The organism is Xylophilus rhododendri (assembly GCF_009906855.1).
Classification (GTDB): Bacteria; Pseudomonadota; Gammaproteobacteria; order Burkholderiales; family Burkholderiaceae_C; genus Xylophilus; species Xylophilus rhododendri.
Genome location: NZ_CP047650.1, coordinates 2013762 through 2034375, shown reverse-complemented (window position 1 = coordinate 2034375; position 20614 = coordinate 2013762). Strand labels below are relative to the sequence as shown.

At 68.5% G+C, this 20614-nt stretch carries 20 protein-coding genes and 1 tRNA gene; 11 read left to right on the top strand and 10 right to left on the bottom strand.

Going from position 1 to position 20614, the window contains the following annotated elements; translation table 11 throughout:
• Positions 1–4 precede the first annotated feature (4 nt).
• The 7 genes from GT347_RS09345 (at position 5) to GT347_RS09315 (ending at position 5443) form a co-directional block, all read left to right on the top strand.
• A complete protein-coding gene (locus GT347_RS09345; protein ID WP_160551692.1) occupies positions 5–1405 on the top strand; it encodes a cytochrome b in 1401 nt (466 codons plus the stop codon).
• A 20-nt stretch (positions 1406–1425) separates the two neighbouring features.
• A complete protein-coding gene (locus GT347_RS09340; RefSeq protein WP_160551691.1) occupies positions 1426–2187 on the top strand; it encodes a cytochrome c1 in 762 nt (253 codons plus the stop codon).
• Positions 2188–2289: 102 nt separating this feature from the next.
• On the top strand, positions 2290–2901 hold the full coding sequence (locus GT347_RS09335; protein WP_160551690.1) for a glutathione S-transferase N-terminal domain-containing protein: 612 nt from the start codon (positions 2290–2292) through the stop codon (positions 2899–2901).
• Between the two features lie 13 nt (positions 2902–2914).
• Positions 2915–3466: a ClpXP protease specificity-enhancing factor gene (locus tag GT347_RS09330; RefSeq protein ID WP_160551689.1), complete on the top strand. Its 552-nt coding sequence runs from the start codon at positions 2915–2917 to the stop codon at positions 3464–3466.
• Between the two features lie 425 nt (positions 3467–3891).
• Positions 3892–4242 (top strand): hypothetical protein, encoded by a 351-nt coding sequence (locus GT347_RS09325; RefSeq protein ID WP_160551688.1) that lies wholly within the window; start codon positions 3892–3894, stop codon positions 4240–4242.
• 50 nt (positions 4243–4292) lie between these two features.
• The gene (locus GT347_RS09320) at positions 4293–5321 is read left to right on the top strand and encodes an Ig-like domain-containing protein (protein WP_160551687.1); all 1029 of its coding nucleotides are present in this window, start codon (positions 4293–4295) and stop codon (positions 5319–5321) included.
• A gap of 46 nt (positions 5322–5367) precedes the next feature.
• Positions 5368–5443: transfer RNA gene (locus tag GT347_RS09315), tRNA-Thr, on the top strand.
• A gap of 13 nt (positions 5444–5456) precedes the next feature.
• Here the strand turns inward: GT347_RS09315 and GT347_RS09310 are convergent.
• Together GT347_RS09310 and GT347_RS09305 are read right to left on the bottom strand one after the other, a co-directional pair.
• On the bottom strand, positions 5457–6428 hold the full coding sequence (locus GT347_RS09310; RefSeq protein WP_160551686.1) for a LysR family transcriptional regulator: 972 nt from the start codon (positions 6426–6428) through the stop codon (positions 5457–5459).
• Between the two features lie 96 nt (positions 6429–6524).
• A complete protein-coding gene (locus GT347_RS09305) occupies positions 6525–7370 on the bottom strand; it encodes an SDR family oxidoreductase (protein WP_160551685.1) in 846 nt (281 codons plus the stop codon).
• Between the two features lie 188 nt (positions 7371–7558).
• Here GT347_RS09305 and GT347_RS09300 point away from each other — a divergent pair, with 188 nt between their 5' ends.
• Positions 7559–8410, top strand: coding sequence for an aldo/keto reductase (locus tag GT347_RS09300; RefSeq protein WP_160551684.1), 852 nt, complete (start codon positions 7559–7561; stop codon positions 8408–8410).
• Positions 8411–8420: 10 nt separating this feature from the next.
• Here GT347_RS09300 and GT347_RS09295 read toward each other — a convergent pair whose 3' ends face one another.
• From GT347_RS09295 to GT347_RS09260, 8 genes are all read right to left on the bottom strand, one after another.
• A complete protein-coding gene (locus tag GT347_RS09295; protein ID WP_160551683.1) occupies positions 8421–10172 on the bottom strand; it encodes a tannase/feruloyl esterase family alpha/beta hydrolase in 1752 nt (583 codons plus the stop codon).
• 131 nt (positions 10173–10303) lie between these two features.
• Positions 10304–11245: a BKACE family enzyme gene (locus GT347_RS09290; protein ID WP_160551682.1), complete on the bottom strand. Its 942-nt coding sequence runs from the start codon at positions 11243–11245 to the stop codon at positions 10304–10306.
• Positions 11246–11291: 46 nt separating this feature from the next.
• A complete protein-coding gene (locus tag GT347_RS09285; RefSeq protein ID WP_160551681.1) occupies positions 11292–12026 on the bottom strand; it encodes an ABC transporter ATP-binding protein in 735 nt (244 codons plus the stop codon).
• Positions 12023–12781 carry an ABC transporter ATP-binding protein gene (locus GT347_RS09280; protein ID WP_160551680.1) on the bottom strand — a complete coding sequence of 253 codons (759 nt, stop codon included), beginning with the start codon at positions 12779–12781 and terminating at the stop codon, positions 12023–12025. Before GT347_RS09280 ends, GT347_RS09285 begins: the two co-directional genes overlap by 4 nt.
• Entirely contained in the window at positions 12778–14043 is a 1266-nt protein-coding gene (locus GT347_RS09275) for a branched-chain amino acid ABC transporter permease (RefSeq protein ID WP_160551679.1), read from the bottom strand. The genes GT347_RS09280 and GT347_RS09275 overlap by 4 nt, the downstream gene beginning before the upstream one ends.
• A 4-nt stretch (positions 14044–14047) precedes the next feature.
• The gene (locus GT347_RS09270; RefSeq protein WP_160551678.1) at positions 14048–14989 is read right to left on the bottom strand and encodes a branched-chain amino acid ABC transporter permease; all 942 of its coding nucleotides are present in this window, start codon (positions 14987–14989) and stop codon (positions 14048–14050) included.
• A 13-nt stretch (positions 14990–15002) separates the two neighbouring features.
• Positions 15003–16256 carry a branched-chain amino acid ABC transporter substrate-binding protein gene (locus GT347_RS09265; RefSeq protein ID WP_160551677.1) on the bottom strand — a complete coding sequence of 418 codons (1254 nt, stop codon included), beginning with the start codon at positions 16254–16256 and terminating at the stop codon, positions 15003–15005.
• A gap of 45 nt (positions 16257–16301) precedes the next feature.
• Positions 16302–17093 (bottom strand): SDR family oxidoreductase, encoded by a 792-nt coding sequence (locus GT347_RS09260; RefSeq protein ID WP_160551676.1) that lies wholly within the window; start codon positions 17091–17093, stop codon positions 16302–16304.
• Between the two features lie 182 nt (positions 17094–17275).
• Here GT347_RS09260 and GT347_RS09255 point away from each other — a divergent pair, with 182 nt between their 5' ends.
• From GT347_RS09255 to GT347_RS09245, 3 genes are all read left to right on the top strand, one after another.
• Positions 17276–19276: a helix-turn-helix domain-containing protein gene (locus GT347_RS09255; protein WP_160551675.1), complete on the top strand. Its 2001-nt coding sequence runs from the start codon at positions 17276–17278 to the stop codon at positions 19274–19276.
• 205 nt (positions 19277–19481) lie between these two features.
• Positions 19482–19961 (top strand): type IV pilin protein, encoded by a 480-nt coding sequence (locus tag GT347_RS09250; protein ID WP_326830395.1) that lies wholly within the window; start codon positions 19482–19484, stop codon positions 19959–19961.
• Positions 19961–20614 (top strand): GspH/FimT family pseudopilin, encoded by a 654-nt coding sequence (locus tag GT347_RS09245; RefSeq protein ID WP_160555284.1) that lies wholly within the window; start codon positions 19961–19963, stop codon positions 20612–20614. The genes GT347_RS09250 and GT347_RS09245 overlap by 1 nt, the downstream gene beginning before the upstream one ends.

Sequence of the window (20614 nt, the reverse complement as noted above, 5' to 3'; positions counted from 1 at the left end):
CACGATGTCTGAATTCAAGGAGATCTCCCCGAACGCTCCCGCGGGCGCCAAGCTGCTGAACTGGGTGGACAACCGCTTCCCGGCCAGCAAGCTCTACCGGGAGCACATGAGCGAGTACTACGCGCCCAAGAACTTCAACATCTGGTACGTCTTCGGCTCGCTCTCGCTGCTGGTGCTGGTGATCCAGATCGTCACCGGCATCTTCCTGGTGATGCACTACAAGCCCGAGGCGACGCTCGCCTTCGCCTCGGTCGAATACATCATGCGGGACGTGCCCTGGGGCTGGCTGATCCGCTACATGCATTCCACCGGTGCATCGGCCTTCTTCATCGTGGTCTACCTGCACATGTTCCGCGGCCTGATGTATGGCAGCTACCGCAAGCCGCGCGAGCTGGTCTGGCTGTTCGGCTGCGCCATCTTCCTGTGCCTGATGGCCGAGGCCTTCATGGGCTACCTGCTGCCCTGGGGCCAGATGTCCTACTGGGGCGCTCAGGTCATCGTGAACCTGTTCTCGGCGATTCCCTTCGTGGGCCCCGACCTGGCGCTGCTGATCCGCGGCGACTACGTGGTGAGCGATGCCACGCTCAACCGCTTCTTCAGCTTCCACGTCATCGCCATTCCGCTGGTGCTGCTGGGCCTGGTGGCGGCGCACATCGTGGCGCTGCACGAGGTGGGCTCGAACAATCCCGACGGCGTGGAGATCAAGAAGCACAAGGACGAGAACGGCATCCCGCTCGACGGCATTCCCTTCCATCCCTTCTATTCGGTGCACGACATCTTCGCGGTCAGCGTCTTCCTGATGGCCTTCACCGCGGTGATCTTCTTCGCGCCCGAGGCCGGCGGCTACTTCCTGGAGTACAACAACTTCATCCCCGCCGACTCGCTGAAGACGCCCAACCACATCGCCCCGGTCTGGTACTTCACGCCCTTCTATTCGATGCTGCGCGCCATCACCAGCGAGATGATGTACGCGCTGATCGCCGCGGTGGTGGGCGCCACGGTGTTCGTGGCCATCAAGAGCCGCATGGCGCTGTTCTTCAAGGTGCTGATCGGCCTGGTGGCGCTGGGCGTGGTGGCCATGATGCTCAACATCGACGCCAAGTTCTGGGGCGTGCTGGCCATGGGCGGCGCGGTCGTCATCCTGTTCTTCCTGCCCTGGCTGGACCACAGCCCGGTGAAGTCGATCCGCTACCGGCCCGACTGGCACAAGTGGGTGTACGGCGTCTTCGTCGTCAACTTCCTGGTGCTGGGCTACCTGGGCGTGCAGCCGCCCTCGGACCTGGGCGGGCGCATCGCGCAGGTCGGCACCTTCTTCTATTTCGGCTTCTTCCTGCTGATGCCCTGGTGGAGCCAGAAGGGCAGCTTCAAGACGCCGCCGGACCGGGTGGTCTTCCACGCCCACTGAGCAGAGCCGGACACCCGCACATGAAAAAAACCATCCTCACGATGATCGCAGTGCTGGCCCTGGCGCTGGGCGCATCCGCCCGGGCCGAAGAGGGCGGCTATGCCTGGGACAAGGCGCCCGACCGCACCACCGACCTGCAGTCGGTGCAGAACGGCGCCAAGCTCTTCGTCAACTACTGCATCGGCTGCCACTCGGCCGCCTTCATGCGCTACAACCGCCTGACCGACCTGGGCCTGACCGAGGCGCAGATCAAGGCCAACCTGCTGTTCACCACCGACAAGGTGGGCGAGACCATGAAGTCGGCCATCGACCCCAAGCAGGCCAAGGACTGGTTCGGCGCGAACCCGCCCGATCTCACCGTCATCGCCCGCTCGCGATCGGGCCACGGCGGCACCGGTCCCGACTACCTATACACTTTCCTGCGCAGCTTCTACCGCGACGACACGCGCCCCACGGGCTGGAACAACCTGGCATTTCCCAATGTCGGCATGCCCAATCCCCTCTGGCAACTGCAGGGCCAGCGTCGTCCGGTGTACGAAGAACGCGAAGAGCATGGAGAGAAGGTTCAGGCGGTCGCTGGATGGGAGCAACTCACTCCGGGCACAATGACGCCCCTGCAATACGAGCAGGCGGTCGGCGATCTGGTCAACTATCTCCAGTGGATGGGCGAGCCCGCAGCCAACACCCGGATCCGGGTGGGCGTGGGGGTTCTGATATTCCTGGCGATCCTGTCCTTCATCACCTGGCGGCTCAACGCTTCGTACTGGCGCGCGGTGCGCTAGTTTTTCAACGCATTCGTGCGGGCTTTCGGCCCGCGCGGCTTTTCCCCCCGGGAGCGGGCATTACACAATGCCCGCTCCTTCGATTTTCAGGAGCCTCCCGCCATGATGGTGCTTTATTCCGGAACGACTTGCCCTTTCTCCCATCGCTGCCGCTTCGTGCTGTTCGAAAAGGGAATGGACTTCGAGATCCGCGACGTCGACCTCTACAACAAGCCCGAAGACATCAATGTGATGAACCCCTACGGGCAGGTGCCGATCCTGGTCGAGCGCGACCTGATCCTGTATGAGTCGAACATCATCAACGAGTACATCGACGAGCGTTTCCCGCATCCCCAGCTGATGCCCGGCGACCCGGTCGACCGTGCCCGCGTGCGCCTGTTCCTGCTGAACTTCGAGAAGGAACTCTTCGTGCACGTCAGCGCACTCGAAGCGCGCGCCGTCAAGGGCAACGAGAAGGCGCTGGAAAAGGCCCGCGCCCATATCCGCGACCGCCTGACGCAGCTGGCCCCGGTGTTCCTCAAGAACAAATACATGCTGGGCGAGAATTTCTCGATGCTCGACGTGGCCATCGCCCCGCTGCTGTGGCGCCTGGATTACTACGGCATCGACCTCAGCAAGAATGCCGCGCCGCTGCTGAAATATGCCGAACGCATTTTCTCGCGCCCGGCCTACATCGAAGCGCTGACGCCCTCCGAAAAGGTCATGCGCAAGTAATACGGATACCGGCATGAACGCCCTGGAATCTCCTTCCACGCGCCCTTATCTGCTGCGAGCGCTGTACGAATGGTGCAGCGACAACGGGTTCACCCCGTATGTGGCGGTGGCCGTGGACGACAGCGTGCAGGTGCCGCGCGAATACGTCAAAGATGGCGAGATCGTGCTCAACATCAGCTACGACGCCACCAGCGCCCTGCAGATCGGCAACGAGTTCATCACCTTCAAGGCACGGTTCGCCGGCAAGCCGCGCGAGATCATGGTGCCGGTCGGCCGGGTGATGGCGATCTACGCACGGGAAAACGGCCAGGGCATGGCCTTTCCCCTGCTGGACGCGCCGCAGCCGGCCACCCCCCAGCCGGTGCCGAACGGGCTGGGCAACACCACGGTGGACGAGACGGAAAACCGTGTCGTGCAACTGGTGGCGAGCGATGACGGCGGCCGCGACGCCGCCGTGTCCGCGGACAAACCCCTGTCCGATGCCGCGCCGGGCCCCGAGGAGGGCCAGGAGCCGCCCCGTCCCGGTGGCGGTGGCAGCCGTCCCAGCCTGAAGCGCGTCAAGTAAGACGCGCCTTCCACGGCGCCTGAGCAGCCTGCCTCCGAGGCCGTCTGTCCAGGCGCCGTGCGCTTGAGCGGCATTTTTTCCCGTTTTGAAACGCAACAAGTAACCAACAGGGTTTTGCTGCATTGCGATTAATGCGCGGGCTGTGGAGTCGAATCCCCAGGCCTGCATCGCCGTGCCGGTTTGGGCGCCGGATTCTCGCGCAAACGCGATGTTTTCGGAGAATGCGAACACTCGCCCACTCGGTGCGAGAATATTCCATATAAATGTATCGCATTGTACAAATATATTGTATTTGTATTATTTGAAAGGTGCACGACCTAATGGTTGCGAGGTTGGCGGCTGCGTTAATCTTTCTGGAAACGAAGACACACGCCACGACCGAGTGGCTTACCTGAATCCACTGCGGCCTTTTTCCAGACGTCCTTATGCCTAGCACGATCCGATATGCCTGGTTTTCTCCGAATGCGGGCTCGAATGGCAAATGCTGTTTCGCCGGTGCGATCTGCCTGCCCTCGCTGCCGCTCACCGCGGACCATGTGTTGATCGCGCTCGCGCTGGCGATCGCCCTGGCGGCCGTGGGCCTGGCGCTGCGTGCCCTGCGCATCCTGGTCCAGTCGGCCAAGGAGGGCGGCCGCGGCCTGCTGGCCGAATGGCTGGAGCGCAAGCGTGTGGCCCGGCAGCGCGCGCGCATCGTGCGCCAGTCCATCGTCTCGGGCCAGGCCGCCCCCCGCTATCGCCGCACCACGGCGAAGGGCGAAAGCGGGGTCTCTTCCTGATCCTCGGTTTCGTCGCGTTCCTAACCCTCAATCAGCAGCTTGGAGGCAGCATGCATATCGAGATTGTCAACGCAGGTCTTGCGCAGGCATTCCATTGCCCGGAAATGCAATTGGCAGGCGGGGAGCCCGGCCGGGTCAGACCGCAGGCCGATGCGCACCTGGGCCTGGCCGCGGATACCGTCCGTCCGCTGGGCAGTGCATGGGACACCGAACGCGACGGCCCCGCCATGATCATCCAGGTCGATGGCCAGACGGTGGTCGAGATGGCCGGCTTCGACGACTCCCCCGGCGTGGTGCTGGAAGGCGGCGGCTGGATACCGGCGGGCCGGCCCTACGCCGGCGGCGGCCTGGATCCGGCCGAGGCGCCCAGCTTCTTCGGCCAGGCCACCAACGACCGCACGCCGCTGCTGGGCGGCACCGCGCAGGCGGGCAGCGTGGTGATGGTGGGGGTCGGCGGTGCGCTGTTCTGCGTCACGGCCAGCGCGGCGGGAACCTGGTCGCTGGACACCGCCTCCGTGGCGCCCATGTCCGGCAGCTTCGACCTCGGCGAAGACGGCGAGAAGCGCCTGGTCGTGACCAGCATCGACGCCCAGGGCCACAGCTGCGGCGTGGCCGGCGTCTTCACGCTGAACACCCGGCCGCCGCAGCCGCCGGTGCTCGAATCGCTGGTGGTGGGATCCGCCACGCCGGTCCTGGCCGGCACCGCCGAGCCGGGCATCAGCGTGATGGTCGGCGTGGGCGGCGCGGTGTTCCGCGCGCAGGCGGACGAGCAGGGCCGCTGGAGCCTGGACACCGCCGTCACCCTGCCCGGTTCCGGCACCCTGCACCTGGGCGCCGAGGGCTTCAAGACGGTGGTCATGGCCTGCACCGACGCGGCAGGCAACACCAGCCACAGCGAAGGTCGTTTCGTGCTGCGCAGCGCGCCGCCCCGCATGCCGCATGCGCTGCCGGAGCAGGGCGCCGAAAGAGCGGCGCCGCAGCTGTCCTCGCCCCTGCTCCATGTGGCCGACGCCACCCGCAACCTGCTGGCCGGCCTGGCCACACGGCGCAGCGGCGGGCAGCGTTCTTCCGGCCGATAGGTCGGCATGGGGTGGCCGCCATTTCGCATAAAATGCCCGCCACCCCGCCGCTTTAGCTCAGTTGGTAGAGCAACCGCCTTGTAAGCGGTAGGTCGTCAGTTCGATTCCGACAAGCGGCACCATTTCCTCTGCATCTCACGCCGACCGGCGCCTTGGTTTCTTCGCGGCCAGCCCGGGCTGCAGTTCGTGCGGATGCAGGAAGAACCGGTCGTTGTCCACCAGGCGTTCCACCGCCAGGTCGATGAAGGCACGTACCCGCCGGGGCAGCGCCACCCGGCTTCCGTAATAGATGTAGAGCCCCAGGTGGTCGACCATGTGCTGGCCCAGCACCGGCACCAGCGCGCCGCTGCGCACCAGCGGGGTGGCCGTCACGCCGTCGATCTGGCCGATGACTTCTCCGGCCACCACGGCGCTGGCTTCCACGTCCAGGTCGTTGGTGGTGAACACGGCGGGAATGGTGCGCGAGACGATCTCGTCGCCCACCTGGAAGTCCCAGGCGCGGACGTTCGGTATCTGCGGCGACCGGAAGCCGCTGCAGCGGTGATGGGCCAGGTCGTCGATGCTGGCCGGCGCGCCATGCGCCCGCAGGTAGGCCGGGGATGCGCAGACGATGAGCTGCAGCGGCATCAGGCGGCGGGCGATCACGCCGTTGTCGGGCGGGCTGCCGGCCCGGAATCCCACATCCACCCGGCTCTCCACCCAGTTGCCCAGCATGTCGTCGAGCTGGACATCCGGCCGCACCTCCGGATGGAGCTGGCAGAACTCCTGCAGGACCGGCGGCAGCACCTGCAGCATGGTCGAGCGCGGACCCACGATGCGCAGCGGCCCGGCCACGCCATCGCTGCCCTGGCGGGCGCCGTGCAGGGCACGCTCCAGCGTGTGCAGCCCCGGCTTGGCGGCCGAGAGAAATGCCTCGCCTTCCTCCGTCAGGCTCAGCTTGCGGGTGGTGCGATGGAACAGCCGCACCCCCAGATGCGACTCCAGCTGGCTCAGCGACTGGCTGGCCGCCTGGGGCGTCACGCCCTGCGCGGCGGCCGCCTTGCGCAGGCTGCCCAGTTCCGCTGCCTTGACGAAGGTGGCGATGGCTCGGAGTTCATTGAAGGCCACGGTTTCAAGAGCCTCTGGCCCGGGTTGATCGACAAGCAAACCATGATGTATCAATCGGGGTCTGGTGACCAGCCGGGCGGGTATGGCACGCCCGCTTCACGCGGCGGCCGTGGCCTGTGGCGGCGCCAGTTCGCCGTAGAAGTACGAGGCGGTGACTCCGCCGTCCATCAGGAAGTCGCTGCCGGTGATGAAGGCGCCGTCGGGGCCCATCAGCAAGGCGCCCACCGCGCCAACCTCGTCCGGTGTGCCGGCCCTGCCGGCCGGGGACAGCTCCAGCATGCGGCGGTAGCCGGGGCCGCGCGGGCCGGAAAGCTCGTCCTTGGCCAGCGGCGTCATGATGATGCCGGGGCTGATGGTGTTGACACGAGCGCCCCGCTTGCCCCAGCGGACCGCCTCGGCCTTCACCCGCAGCGAGTTGCCGCGCTTGGACAGCTGGTAGGCATGCAGCGCATCGGTGACCTGCCCGGGCTGCAGCATCGGCAGCGCCAGCAGCGCGTCGGCCGGCGTGGTCGCCAGGGCACGGTCCTGCTCGGCTGTCAGGGCGCCCATGCGATGGCCCGACTGCGAGGCGATCACCACGCAGGAGCCTCCGCGTGCGATGACCATGCCGAAAGCCTCTAGCACCAGTGCCGTGCCGTACAGATCGACCGCCAGGATGGTGGCGGGCGCCGCCTGTGTCGGCGAGACCCCCGCCGCATGGATCACGCCGACGATGTCGCCGAGGCCGGTGGCCAGCGCCGCCAGCGCCTCGACCGATGCGCGCGAGGACACATCGACCGCCGTGGTGCTCACCTCGAAGCCGGCCTCGTCCAGCACCCGGGCGGCGGCGTCGGCATGGCCGGTGTCCAGGTCCGCGAGCAATACGTGTCTGCCGGCGCCCACCCGCCGTGCGATGGCCTGGCCGATCGAACCGGCCCCGATGACGACGATGACGTTCTTCATGTTTTCTCCTGGGAATGCCCGTCACTGTAGGCATCGCGCGACCCGTCGGGAATGCCGCTTCCGCTTGAACCAGAAACAAGTGATGCTTGCCAATCCAGCAAGCGATCCGGGTCTATTCGCATGCGAATGGGCCTTCTAGACTTTCCCCATGCCTTGCCGGCCATCGGCACCATGCTAAGGAAAGCCACATGCAATACGTCACCCTCAACACCGGCGCCCGGATGCCCCTCCTGGGCTTCGGCGTCTTCCAGATCCCCGACCCCGCGCAGTGCGAGCGCAGCGTGCTCGATGCCATCGACGTGGGCTACCGCCTCATCGACACCGCCGCTTCCTACCTGAACGAGGAGGCCGTCGGCCGCGGCCTGCGCGCCAGTGGCGTGGCGCGCGGCGATCTCTTCGTCACCTCCAAGCTCTGGGTGCAGGACGCCGGCTACGAACGCACCCGCCTGGCCATCGACAAGTCGCTGAACCGGCTGCAACTGGACTACCTGGACCTCTACCTGATCCACCAGCCCTACAGCGATGTGCACGGCTCCTGGCGCGCGATGGAGGAGGCCCACCGCGCCGGCAAGCTGCGCGCCATCGGCCTGAGCAATTTCCAGCCGGACCGGCTGATGGACATCATGGGCTTCAACACGGTGAAGCCGGCGGTCAACCAGATCGAGATCAACCCCTTCCACCAGCAGGACGAAGCCCTGTCCTTCATGCGCGAAAACGGCGTGCAGGCCGAGGCCTGGGCGCCGTTCGCCGAAGGCCGCAACGGGCTGTTCCAGAACGAGGTGCTGCTGAGCATCGCGGGACGCTACGGCAAGTCCGTCGGCCAAGTGGTGCTGCGCTGGCTGGTGCAGCGTGGGGTGGTGTCCCTCGCCAAGTCGGTCCGCAAGGAACGTATGGCCGAGAACTTCGACCTGTTCGGCTTCCAGCTGGACGACGCGGACATCGCCCGCATCGCCACGCTGGAGACCGCGGCGAGCAGCTTCTTCTCGCACCGCGACCCGGCCATGGTGAAGTGGATGAGCGAGCGCCGCTTGGACGTCTGAGGCTGTGCGTTCAGTCCACGCACTGGAACGAGGCGGCCAGGTTCACATCCCCCGAACCCCGGTACTGCGGCCATTTCGGATAGTCGCAGAGCGGCCGCGTGCGGCCCGGCACGCCGGCCGTATCGGTCGTGACCTGCCCGCTGGGCGCGCTGCCGGTGGAGGACCACTGGTCCAGCGCGGTCAGCGAATCCCAGGTCGCGTTGAACACGCTGCTGACCGCATGGCCCAGCCCCGCCACCTCGTAGTAGCGCACGAAGGAATCGACCCGCGACGGTCCCATGGCCGACTGCAGGCGCTGGTAGTACTGCTCGGTGGCCCGGGTGCTCACCAGCACGTCGGCCAGGCCGTGGGCCAGCAGCAGCTTGCCGCCGCGCGCCTGGAAGGCCGAGATGTCGGTGCTGGTGTCGAGCTGGGTGCTCAGCGCGCTGATGCGGCCGGCCCAGGCGCCCGGGTTCTCCGGGTCCAGCGACAGCGAGTCGTAGCTGGCGTCGCGGGTGACGAAGTACTTGATCCACTGGTCCGTCAAGGTGCTGATGTAGGGCGCGCCGGCGGGCATCGGCATCGCGGGCTGCACCGTGCCGAAGGCCAGGAAGGTCACGGTGGGCTCCAGCGCCGATGTGCGGGTGCTGATGCCCGGGTCGGCGCCCCAGATGTTGTAGCCCGGGTAGCCGGTCTCGCCGCTGGCCAGGGTGAAGTTGAAGCGGGTGGCCGTGTTGATGGTGTTCATCGCGGCGATCTGCGCATCCGACAGGCAGCCGTCGCCGGTGTCGGCGCCGCCGGCGCAGCGCAGCGGAGCGCCTCCCACGGTGGCGGTGGCCGGATCGAAGCGCGCGTTGCACAGGTTCTGGTTGGCGATCAGCCCGTCGCTGGCGCCGTCCAGCGCATCGCAGGCCTCCATCGCCGCCTGGTAGAGCAGCTGGCGCTTGGCGGCACTGGGATAGGCGCCGGGCTGCGCCAGCGCGCGGCTCATGCGATGGCCGCCGAGCAGCGCGGCGGCGTCGTTCCAGGCGGGGTACCAGGCGATGGCGCCGTCCCAGTCGGCCGGCCAGCGCTGGATGGCGGCCAGCGCCTCGCGCCCGCCGGTGGAGCCGCCGGCGAAATAGGACTTCACCGGGCTGGCGGCATAACGCGCCTGGACGATGGCCATGGCGGTGTCGCGGGTCTTCTTCAGCACATCGCCGCCGAAGTTGCGCACCGCCTCGTCGCTGAGCCCGAAGCGGCCGTCCTGCGAGCCCAGCGCATTGGCCTGGTGGCCGGAGTCGCTGGCGAATGTCACATAGCCGCGGCCCAGCGGCGTCAGCTGGTCGGCCGGGCCGTTGGGCACATTGCCCTTGATGCTGGGGATGGTGCCGTCGAAGCCGCCGCCGCCGAGCATCACCGCCTTCCGGTTCCAGGTCTCCGGCAGGCCGACCTGGAAGAGGATGTTGGGCGCGGTGGGGTCGACCGGCGCGATCTGGCCGGAGACCTCGCAGTAGGCCGGCAGCGCGGCGGCGCCGCTGCCGCTGGCCGCCACCGAGCGGGTGGCCGTCACGGTCGCGCCGGAGGTGGGCAGGCCGATGGCCGCCGCGGCGATCGCCATGCCCTGCAGCTGCGCGCAACTGAGGGTGGCCTGCTGGCCGGGCGCCACGATGCCGGGGCCGTCCGGCGCGGCAGCGGCCGGTGCGACGGTGGTATTGCCGCCGCCGCCGCATGCGAGCAAGACCGCGCTGGTGCTGGCGCAGGCGGTGGCGAGCAGCGCCAGTCTGTGGATGCCGGTTTTCATATGTCTCCTGCCTTCTTAGTAATGGGGGCAGGGCAGTTTCCCGCCGCCCGGTCCGCCAACCAATGTGCAGGCGCCACACCGATCCGCCGTCGCCGATGTGCGGGGCGGCTACCGTGCGGCCGCGGCCGGGCTCAGAAGCCCACGGCGTGCCGGCCCTTCAGGCCCAGCGTGGCGCGGGCCTCGTCGGGCGTGGCGATCTCCAGCGAGAGTTCCTCCAGGATGCGGCGGATCTTCTGCACCTGCTCGGCGCAGGTCTTCGCGAGCTGGCCCTTGCCGAGATAGAGGCTGTCCTCCAGGCCCACCCGCACATTGCCGCCCATCACCGCGCCCATGGTCAGCAGCCGCATCTGGTGGCGGCCGGCGCCCAGGATGGAGAAGCGGTAGCCGTCGCGGCCGAACAGCCGGTCGGCCGTGCTGCGCATGGTGACCAGGTTCTCCGGGTCGGGGCCCATGCCGCCGAGGATGCCGTAGATGCTCTGGATGAAGAGCGGCCCCTGGATCAGCCCCTCGTCCACGAAATGCGCCAGGTTGTAGAGGTGGCCCAGGTCGTAGCACTCGAACTCGAAGCGGGTGCCGCAGTCCTCGCCCAGCACCTTCAGGATGTGTTTGATGTCGCGGAAGGTGTTGCGGAAGATCAGGTCTTCCATGCCCTCCACATGGGCCTGCTCCCAGTCGTATTTCCATTCCGACACGCGCCGCGCCGCCGGGTGGATGGAGAAGTTCATCGAGCCCATGTTGAGCGAGCACATCTCGGGTTTGGCCTGCAGCGGATAGGCCAGGCGCTCCTCCAGCGTCATGCGGGTGCTGCCGCCGGTGGTGATGTTGATGACCGCGTCGGTGGCGTCGCGGATGCGCGGCACGAACTGGTCGAACACGGCGGGGTCGGACGAGGGCCGGCCGTCGCGCGGATCGCGTGCATGCAGGTGCAGGATGGCCGCGCCGGCCTCGGCCGCCGCGATCGCCTGTTCGGCGATCTCGTCGGGGGTCAGCGGCAGGTATTCGGACATGGTCGGCGTATGGACCGAGCCGGTGACCGCGCAGGAGATGATGACCTTGTCGGAAGTGCTTGCCATGGGGGTCTCGTGGATCGAAAAGGAAAGTGAAAAAGAAGCGGCCGGCTCACACCGCCAGCCACTGGGCGACCAGCGCCTGGTCCGCCGCCAGCGCCTGCGGCGAGCCTTCGAACACGATGCGCCCATGGCCCATCACACACACGCGTGTGGCCACCTTCAGCGCGATCGCCAGCTTCTGCTCGACCAGCAGCACCGACACGCCCTTGGCATGCATGTCGCGTATGCATTCGCCGACCTGCGCCACGATCTTCGGCGCCAGGCCTTCGGTGGGTTCGTCGATCAGGATCAGGCGCGGATTGCCCAGCAGCGAGCGGCAGATGGTCAGCATCTGCTGCTCGCCGCCCGACAGGCTGCCCGCGCGGGTGCCGCGCCGCTCCTTGAGCCGGGGGAAGTAGTCGAACATGTCGGCCATGCGCCAGCGGTGCGCGCCCGCGGGCGCCGGCTGCTCGCCCATGCGCAGGTTCTCCTCCACCGTGAGGTTGGCGAACACCTCGCGCTCCTCGGGAACATAGGCGATGCCGGCGCGGCAGATGGCGTAGGGCCGCTGTCCGGCCAGCTCCCGGCCGCGCAGCCGCACCTGGCCGGCGGAGGGCGCCACCAGGCCCATGATGGCCTTCATCGTAGTCGAGCGGCCGGAGCCGTTGCGGCCCAGCAGGCTCACCACCTCGCGTTCGCCCACCCGCAGGTTCACGCCGTGCAGGATGTGGCTCTTGCCGTAGTGGGCATGCAGTTCGGCGACCTCCAGCAGGCTGCCCTGGTCGTTCTTGCCGGCAGCGCTCATGCGTGGGCCTCCTGGCCCAGGTAGGCCTCCTGCACCGCCGCATTGCCGCGGATCTCGTCGGGCGTGCCGGTGGCGATCACCTGGCCGTAGACCAGCACGCTGATGCGGTCGCCGAGCGAGAACACTACGTCCATGTCGTGCTCCACGATCAGCAGCGTGCGGCCCTGCGTGACCTCGCGGATCAGCGCTGCCGTGTAGTGCGTCTCCTCGGTGGACATGCCGGCCATGGGCTCGTCCAGCAGGATCAGGCGGGGGTCCGAGGCGAGTGTCATGGCGATCTCCAGCGAGCGCTGTTCGGAGTAGGCCATCTCGCCGGCCAGGGTCGAGCGCCGGGGTGCCAGCCGCACCAGCTCCAGCAGGCGCTCGGTCTCCGCGCGGATGCGCCGGTCGCGGTCTATGCGCTTCCAGAAGGCGTACTGCAGGCCGTGCGGCCGCATCGCCGCCAGGCGGATGTTCTCGAACACGCTGAGCCTGGGGAAGATGTTGGTGATCTGAAAGGAGCGCGCCAGGCCGAGCCGGTTGATCGCCTGCGGCGAACGCCCGCCGATCTCGCGCCCGTCGAAGCGGATCTCGCCGCCGCTCGGCGCCAGCTGGCCCGAGAGCAGATGGAACAGGGTGGACTTGCCGGCGCCGTTGGGGCCGATCAGCGCGTGGCGCTCGCCGGCCAGCAGGTCCAGGTCCACGCCCCGCATGATCTCGGTCGCGCCGAAGGACTTGCGCAGGCCGCGAACGCTGAGGATGGTGTCGCTGCTCATGCCGCCACCTCCCCGCCCGCGGCCACGGTGCGATCCGGCTCGTCGAGCGCGGCACGCCGCCGCCGCGCCAGCCATGTCAGCAGCCCGCCGCCGGCCAGCAGCGCCAGCGGCAGCGACCAGGTCGCCGGCGATGCCGGCAGCCACTGGCGCGACAGCAGCGCCACCGCCGGCCAGGCATCGCCCGGATGCAGGCGCAGGGCGGCCCGGTAGTCCTGCGAGAAGAGGCGCTGCAGCAGCTCCACCAGGAAGACGGCGCCCATGGCCAGCAGCAGCGCCGCGCCCAGGCCCAGCAGCAGCAGCGGCACCAGCCGCGCCATGCCGAAGCGCCGCGCCAGCCCCAGCGCGCGGCCCGGCAGGCTGGCCAGCCCGGCCGGCAGGAACATCATCACCAGCACGAACACGATGCCCTGGTAGAGCAGCCAGGACTGCGTCAGGTCCGACACCGCATAGCCGAAGAAGGTCATGATCGCCGCCCCCAGCGCCGGTCCCAGGAACATGCCGATGCCGCCGATATAGCTGTGCAGGATCACCGCCGCCGACAGTCCCGGGTCGAACAGCACATAGTTCGCCGACTCGTTGGACAGCACCTGCAGCGCCCCCGCCACGCCGGAGAACATGGCCGAGATGGCGAACACCGCCATGCCCAGGCCGTGCACCTGGTAGCCCAGGAAACGCAGGCGGTGGCTGTTCTCGCGCAGGCCCAGGGTGAGCCGGCCCATCGGCGTGCGGGTGAAGAAGAAGAGCAGGGCCAGGCAGAGCAGGGTCCAGCCCAGCGTCAGGTAGTACACCTGCGTGGTCGAGCCGAAATCCAGGCCCCAGGCCGGCATGCGCATGGAGGAGATGCCGGCTTCGCCGCCGAACAGCCCCTTGAAGTGCGGCGCCAGCGAATGCACCAGCTCGGCGATGGCCAGGGTGATCATGGCGAAGTAGGTGCCGCTGCGCTGGGTGGCGAACCAGCCCGCCACCGCGCCCACCAGCAGCCCGACCAGCGCGCCGGCCAGCGGCAGCAGCGGCGTCGGCAGCAGGCCCGCGCCGCCGACGGCGTTCATCGCATGCACCGTCGCGAAGGCGCCCACGCCGAAATAGGCCGCATGGCCGAAGGACAGCATGCCGGCCTGGCCGCACAGCAGGTTGTAGGCGCTGGCGAACAGCGCGGCGATCAGCATCTGCACGGCCGCGTTGAGCAGGCCCTGCGACAGCAGCCAGGGCAGGGCGAGCAGCAGCGCGACGACAGCGCCGACGAGAAAGGAGACGGTCTTCATCGGTTCAGCCTTTTTCGCCCATCAGGCCGCGCGGCCGCACCAGCAGGATCAGCAGCATCAGCGCGAAGGGCAGGGTGGCGGAGAGGCTGGAGATCTTCAGTGTCATCAACCCGCCCACATCGCGCGCCCAGTCGCCCGCGCCGACGAGCGCGAAGAGGTCCGCCAGGCTGCGGTCCACACTCACCGCCAGCGAGGTGACCACGCCGATCAGCAGCGATGCCAGCATCGCCCCGCCCAGCGAGCCCAGCCCGCCGACCACCACCACCACGAAGACGATCACCCCCAGCTCCAGCGCCATGTTCGGGTTGGTGGTGTAGAAGGCGCCGGCCACCGCACCGGCCAGGCCGGCCAGCGCCGCACCCACGCCGAACACCCCCATGAACACCAGCGGCACGTTGTGCCCCAGGGCCTCGGCCATGCGCGGCCGGTAGATGGCAGAGCGCACCACGATGCCGACGCGGGTGCGCGTCAGCAGCAGGTAGATCAGCAGGAACATCGCGATCGCGATGCCGCCCATCAGCAGCCGGTAGGCCGGATAGCTGGCGCCGCCGATGGCGAAGGCCGGCACGTCGAGCGCGGCGGGAATGCGGTAGTCCACCGGATAGTTGCCGAAGAAGAGCTTGATCGACTCGGCCACGATGAAGGACAGGCCGAAGGTCAGCAGCAGCTCGTGCGCATGGCCGTGGTGGTGCACCCGGCGCAGGAAGAAACGCTCCACCACCACGCCCAGCAGCCCCACCAGCAGCGGCGACACCAGGATCGCCCCCCAGAAGCCCAGCCAGCCCTGCAGCAGGTAGGCGAAGTAGGCGCCCAGCATGTAGAAGGAGGCATGGGCGAAATTCAGCACACCCATCATCCCGAAGATGAGGGTGAGCCCGGCCGACACCATGAACAGCAGCAGGCCGTAGACGATGCCGTTCATCAGGGAGACGAGGAACTGGTCCATGCCGCGGCGCCGCTCAGCCCGGCCGCTTCATGACGCAGCTGGCCTGGGCCGGCGTGGAGGCCTCGGCCGCGGTGAACAGCTTCACCGGCTTGAAACCCATGTCGGTGCCGTCGGCCTTGTAGCGCGCATCCCTGGCGACGGTGGAGACCACCATCGGCATCTGCACCTGGTGGTCGGCCGCGCGCATGCTCATCTCGCCCATCGGCGACTTGATGCGGGTGTTCTCCAGCGCCTTGGCGAAGGCGTTTACGTTGAGCATGCCGTTCTCGGGCGGCGTGCGTTTGAGGGCATCGGCCACCATGGCCATGCCGTAGACGGTCTGCGGCTCGATGAAGGTGGGCGCATGACCGGTCCTGGCCTGGTAGTCGGCCATGAAACGCGCGCCGTCGGCGCCGCCCGATTCCGGGTTGAAGGTGTGCACCACGAAGTGGCCGATGGCCAGGTCGCCGGCATTGGCCAGGTTGCCCGGCTGGTCCAGATACACCGTGCCGAAACGCACCTTCAGGCCGGCGGACTTCGAGGCCTTCATCAGCAGCAGCAGGTCGTTGGACCAGTTGCCGGTGAGCACCGAGTCGGCCCTGGACGCGGCGATCTTGGCCACGTAGGGCGCGAAGTCCTGCACCTTGTTGACGTCGTGCAGGGTCTTCTCCACCACCTGGTAGCCGCCGGCGGCGGCGTTGTCGGAGATGGCGCGCTCCATGTCCTGGCCCCAGGAGTAGTTCTGGTTGATGGAATACACCCGGGTGCCCAGGGCATGGGCCTGCTTCATCGCGCCGACCAGTGCCTTGGTGCGCACCTGCGCATCGCCGGCGAAGCGGAAGTGGTGGAAGTTGCACTTCTCGCCGGTCAGCTCCAGCGCCTCGGCGCCCATGTTGAAGTAGAGCATCTCCTTGCCGGGATTGCGCAGGTTGTACTTGCGCACGTCCTCGGTGATCTGCCCGCCGATGGCCGAGGAGGCGCCCTGCACCACCATCTGCACCCCGTCGGCGGCGGCCGCCTTGAGTTTGTCGGCGGCGCCGGCCGGGCCGCCCTGGTTGTCGTACTCCAGCAGCTGCACCGGCTCGCCGTTCCAGCCGCCGGCCGCGTTGATCTGGTCGATCGCGTAACGCACCGCGCTGCGGTAGGCCTGGCCGGAGGAGGCCTGCGGGCCGGAGAGGGTTTCGACCAGGCCGATCTTCACCGGCGCGGCCGAAGCGGCGGCGCACAGCAGCAGGGCGGCGAGAGGGGCGGGCCGCAGGCGGCGCGCGAGGCTTGTCTTCAGTGGCATGGGTGTCTCCTTTGATTTGTTGCTCGAATCCGGCGGGCGGCCCGCTCAGAGGTATTCCATGTTCCCGTCCACGCTGATCGCCTGTCCGGTGATGTTGCGCGCCGCGCGCGAACTCAGAAAGAGTGCCATGGCCGCCACGTCGGCGGGCGTGACCATGCGGCGCAGCGAGATCTTGTCCAGGTACTGCGCCCGCATCGCCTGGGCCGACACGCCCTGCTCGGCGGCGCGGGCGCCGATCACGCCGTCCATGCGTTCGCCCTCCACCGTGCCCGGCAGGATGGCATTGACCCGCACGCCGTGCGGCCCGAGTTCGATGGCCAGCGACTTCATCAGCCCGACCACCGCCCACTTGGTCGCCGCATACGGCGTGCGCAGCGGATAGCCGAGCCGGCCCGCCACCGAACTCATGGCGATCAGCGAGGGATTCTGCGTGGACTGGCGCAGCAGCGGCACCGCGCGCTGGGCGAAGTAGAACTGGCTGTTGAGGTTGACCGCCACGGTGCGCTCCCAGTCGCCGCGGCGCAGGTCCTGGATCGCGCCGGTGGGCCCGGCCACACCGACGTTGTTGACCAGCACGTCCAGCCCGCCGAGCGTGCCCTGCACGTCGTCGAAGACCAGGTCCACATCGTCGGGCAGCGAGGCATCGGCCATGCTCGATCCGATCTCGGGCGCCTGCCGGTTCAGCCGGTCGAGCGCGGCCCGGTCGATGTCGCAGACATGCACCCGGGCGCCGGTCTCGCGGAAGGCCAGCGCGATCGCCGCGCCGATGCCGGAGGCGCCCGCGGTGACGAGGACACGCAGGCCGGGCAGGGGTCGCAGGGAATCGAGGATGCTCATGGAGGCAGTCAGGGCGTGGACGGATGGCGCCAGTGTCCGCAAGACCGGCCGGCGCGCCTATGTGTGCCGCGCACACCGCAGGCCGGGTGCCGATGTGCTGCGCGCACTGCGGCCGATGGGCGCCCGCCTCAGGGCTTGCGCCCATGTCCGCATGGCGATGTTCTGCTAGCCTTTGCCGCCTCATGTCTTCCCTGGCCCCCGAAGCAAGGCGGATGCAGGCGGTACCGCCGCAAGCCGCCGACATCGCTCCCGACCTGCTGGCCATGCTGCACCGCAGCGCCGGGGCGGACGAGTTCGCCTCGCGCCTGCTGAAGGTCGAGGCCCTGCCGGACGCCTGGCCCGGCAAGCCCGGCGCGGTCGAACAGGTGCGCATGGCCATGGCGCTGCGCAACCGGCAGGAGCTGCACGAGCAGCGCGAGCGCGGCATGCTGGCGGTGATCGAGTCCGCGCAAGACCTGTCGAGCCGCCGCGACCTGCAGGGCCTGCTCGAAGCCATCGCCCAGCGCGCCCGCAAGCTGATGGGCGCGCACCTGTGCTGGCTGACTTTGGTCGATGCACAAAGCGGCGAATTCCACGTGGTCGTGGCCGACGGCGCCATCTCCCAGCGCACCGGTCGGATGACCGCCGGCCGCAAGCTCGGCGTGGCCGGCGTGGTGATGGCCACGCGCCTGCCCTTCGCCACCCCCGACTACCTGCACGACACCCGCTTCGTGCACGATCCGGCGCTGGACGACACCTTCCGCGACGAAGGCGTGGCGGCCCTGGTCGGCGCGCCGCTGATCTGCGAGGACCGGGTGGTCGGCCTGCTGTTCGTGGCCGACCGCTACCACCGCACCCACACCGCGCTCAACGTCTCCATCCTCTGCACCCTGGCCACCCATGCGGCCCTGGCCATCGAGAACGCCCGGGCCTTCGCCGAGGCCCGCAGCGCGCTGGCCGACGCCGACGCCGCCCGCGCCGCGCTGGAGCGCCATGCCCGCGAGGTGCAGGGTGCCGCCGAGGCGCACGAGCAGCTGACCTCGCTGCTGGCGCGCGGCGCCTCGCTGGGCGAACTCTGCGCCTCCATCGCCCAGTTGCTGCACGGCAGCGTGCTGGTGCTGGACGAAGCCGGAGATGCCATCGCCAGCGCGTCCGCGCCCGGCTACGCCGGCAGCCTCGCCCAGGCCTATTCGCCCAGCGGCCCGCACAGCGCGGACATCGCCCGCGCCCTGCGCGAGAGCCGGCAGGCCGGCCGCTCGGCCCTGGCTTTCGAGGAGGCGGGCGAGCGGTGCCGGGCCATCGCGGTGATCGGCGGCAACGAGCTGCTGGGCGCGGTGCTGCTGCTGCGGCACGAGGACCTGAGCGGCATCTCGCTGCGCACCTTCGAGCGCAGTTCGAGCGTGATCGGCGTGGTGCTGCTGTCGCACGAACGCATGGAGGCGGAGAAGCACCGCGACCTGTCCGCGCTGCTGCGCACCCTGGTCTCGCCGCGCCAGGGCGAGCCGCGGCTGGCGCGCGAACGCGCCGAGCGTTTCGGGCTCGACCTGTCACTGCCCATGTCCCTGCTGGTGGCGCAGACGACGCAGCCCGGCGCGGCCTTCTGGGCCCGGCGGCTGCGCTCGGATCCGGCCTGGCAGCAGCAGGTGCTCGACGAGGTCGATGGTGTGCTGGTGCTGGTCTGCGCCGCGCCGCGGGCGCACGAGCTGGTGGAGAAGTTCTCGGCCTTCGCCCGGCGGGAATCGGGCCAGGCCTGGCAGGGCGTGCTGTCGCGCCCGGTCGCGGCGGCGGCGGAGTTTCCGCCGCTGTATGCCGCCCTGCGGCGCGGGCTCTCGGTGCTGGAGCGGCTGGGCATGCGATCCGGCATCGTCGGCCAGAACGAGATGGCGCTGTATTCGGTGCTGTTCGAGACCCACGACCAGGCCAGCCTCGCGGCCTTCCTCGACGCCACCATCGGCGCCGTCACCGCGCACGACCGCCGCAAGGGCTCGGAGCTGGCCTCCACCCTGCTGGCCTATTTCGACTGCAACCAGAACGCCAAGCTGACGGCCGCGCGCATGGGCATCCATGTCAACACGGTGCGCCAGCGCCTGAACAGCGTGGAGGAGCTGTTGGGCCACTGGGGCAACGCCAGCCGGGCGCTGGAGATCCACATGGCCCTGCGGCTGTGGAGCCTCGGCGCTGGAAACGTGAGTTCTGTTGAATAAAAACGTGGATTTGTAGGAATATTTCTCTACAAACGTAGGAGATATTCGCAATTGCGTTGACGAAGACGGGTTATCCCGCTGCTTGCGCGGATCATGGCGCGGAGATATTTGTCGCCGATGGCCTGCTTTTCAGACAGGTTACCGAATGAAAAGAAACTCCCGGTAGTCCGGAAGCAGACTCAGGAGCCGTTCCTTGGTATTCCTCATGCGTCGCCGAATTGCCTGCCGATCTTCCGTCCCGCCGCGCCGCATGGCGGCCGGCTTCACCCTGATCGAGGTGATGGTCACGGTGGCCATCATCGGCATCCTGAGCGCGATCGCGTTGCCCGCGTATACCGACTACATCCGGCGCGGGCGCATCCCCGAGGCGACCTCCAACCTGAGCTCCACCCAGGTGCGACTGGAGCAGTGGTTCCAGGACTCCAAGAGTTACCAGCCGACCCCGGTCAGCGGCACGACCTGCGGCGTGGCGATGCCCACCGGTCTCAAGTACTTCACCATCACCTGCTCGGCCAGCAGCGCGACCGCGTACACGCTCACCGCCACCGGCATCGCCACCGGGCCCATGGCGGCGTTCAGCTATGTCGTGGACCAGTCCAACAACATGTCCAGCACCGTCACCGGGCTTTCGGGCTGGACCGGCAACACCGCCTGCTGGGTGACCACCAAGGGCGGGAACTGCTGATGGGCCCCGACCGTCTCCACGGTCGGCCGGGCGCGGCGGGCCCGCCAGGCGGTTTCAGCCTGATCGAACTGCTGGTCGGCATCAGCATGCTGGCGGTGCTGCTGGGCCTGGCCCTGCCGTCCTTCTCCGACTGGATGCGCAACAACCAGGTGCGCAGCACGGCCGAGACCCTGCGCGAGGGCCTGCAGCTGGCCCGCTCCGAAGCCCTCAAGCGCAACACCCGGGTGCGCATGCAGCTGGTGTCCACGCTCGATAACAGCTGCGCCCTGTCGGCCTCGGGGCCGTACTGGGTGGTCAATATCGGTTCGGCGGTCTCGCCCGCGGGCGCCTGCGGCGCGCTGGCCGGCAGCGGCACGGGGCCCAACATCATCCAGAAGGGACCGATGACGGCGGCCAGCAGCAAGGTGAGCATCGCCGCCTTGCCCGCGACCGCCGTGGTGGCCTTCGATGCCAGCGGGCGGCTCTCGCCCACCCTCAATCCGACGGTGGCGGCGCCGGTGCCCAAGACGCAGATCGACATCCAGTTCCCGGGCTCGGCCTGCGTCGTCAGCAGCGGCACGGTCCGCTGCCTGCGCCTGGTGGTCTACCCCGCCGGCGAGGTCCGCATGTGCGACCCCGCCCAGACCAGCGCCACCGATCCCACCCGCTGCTGA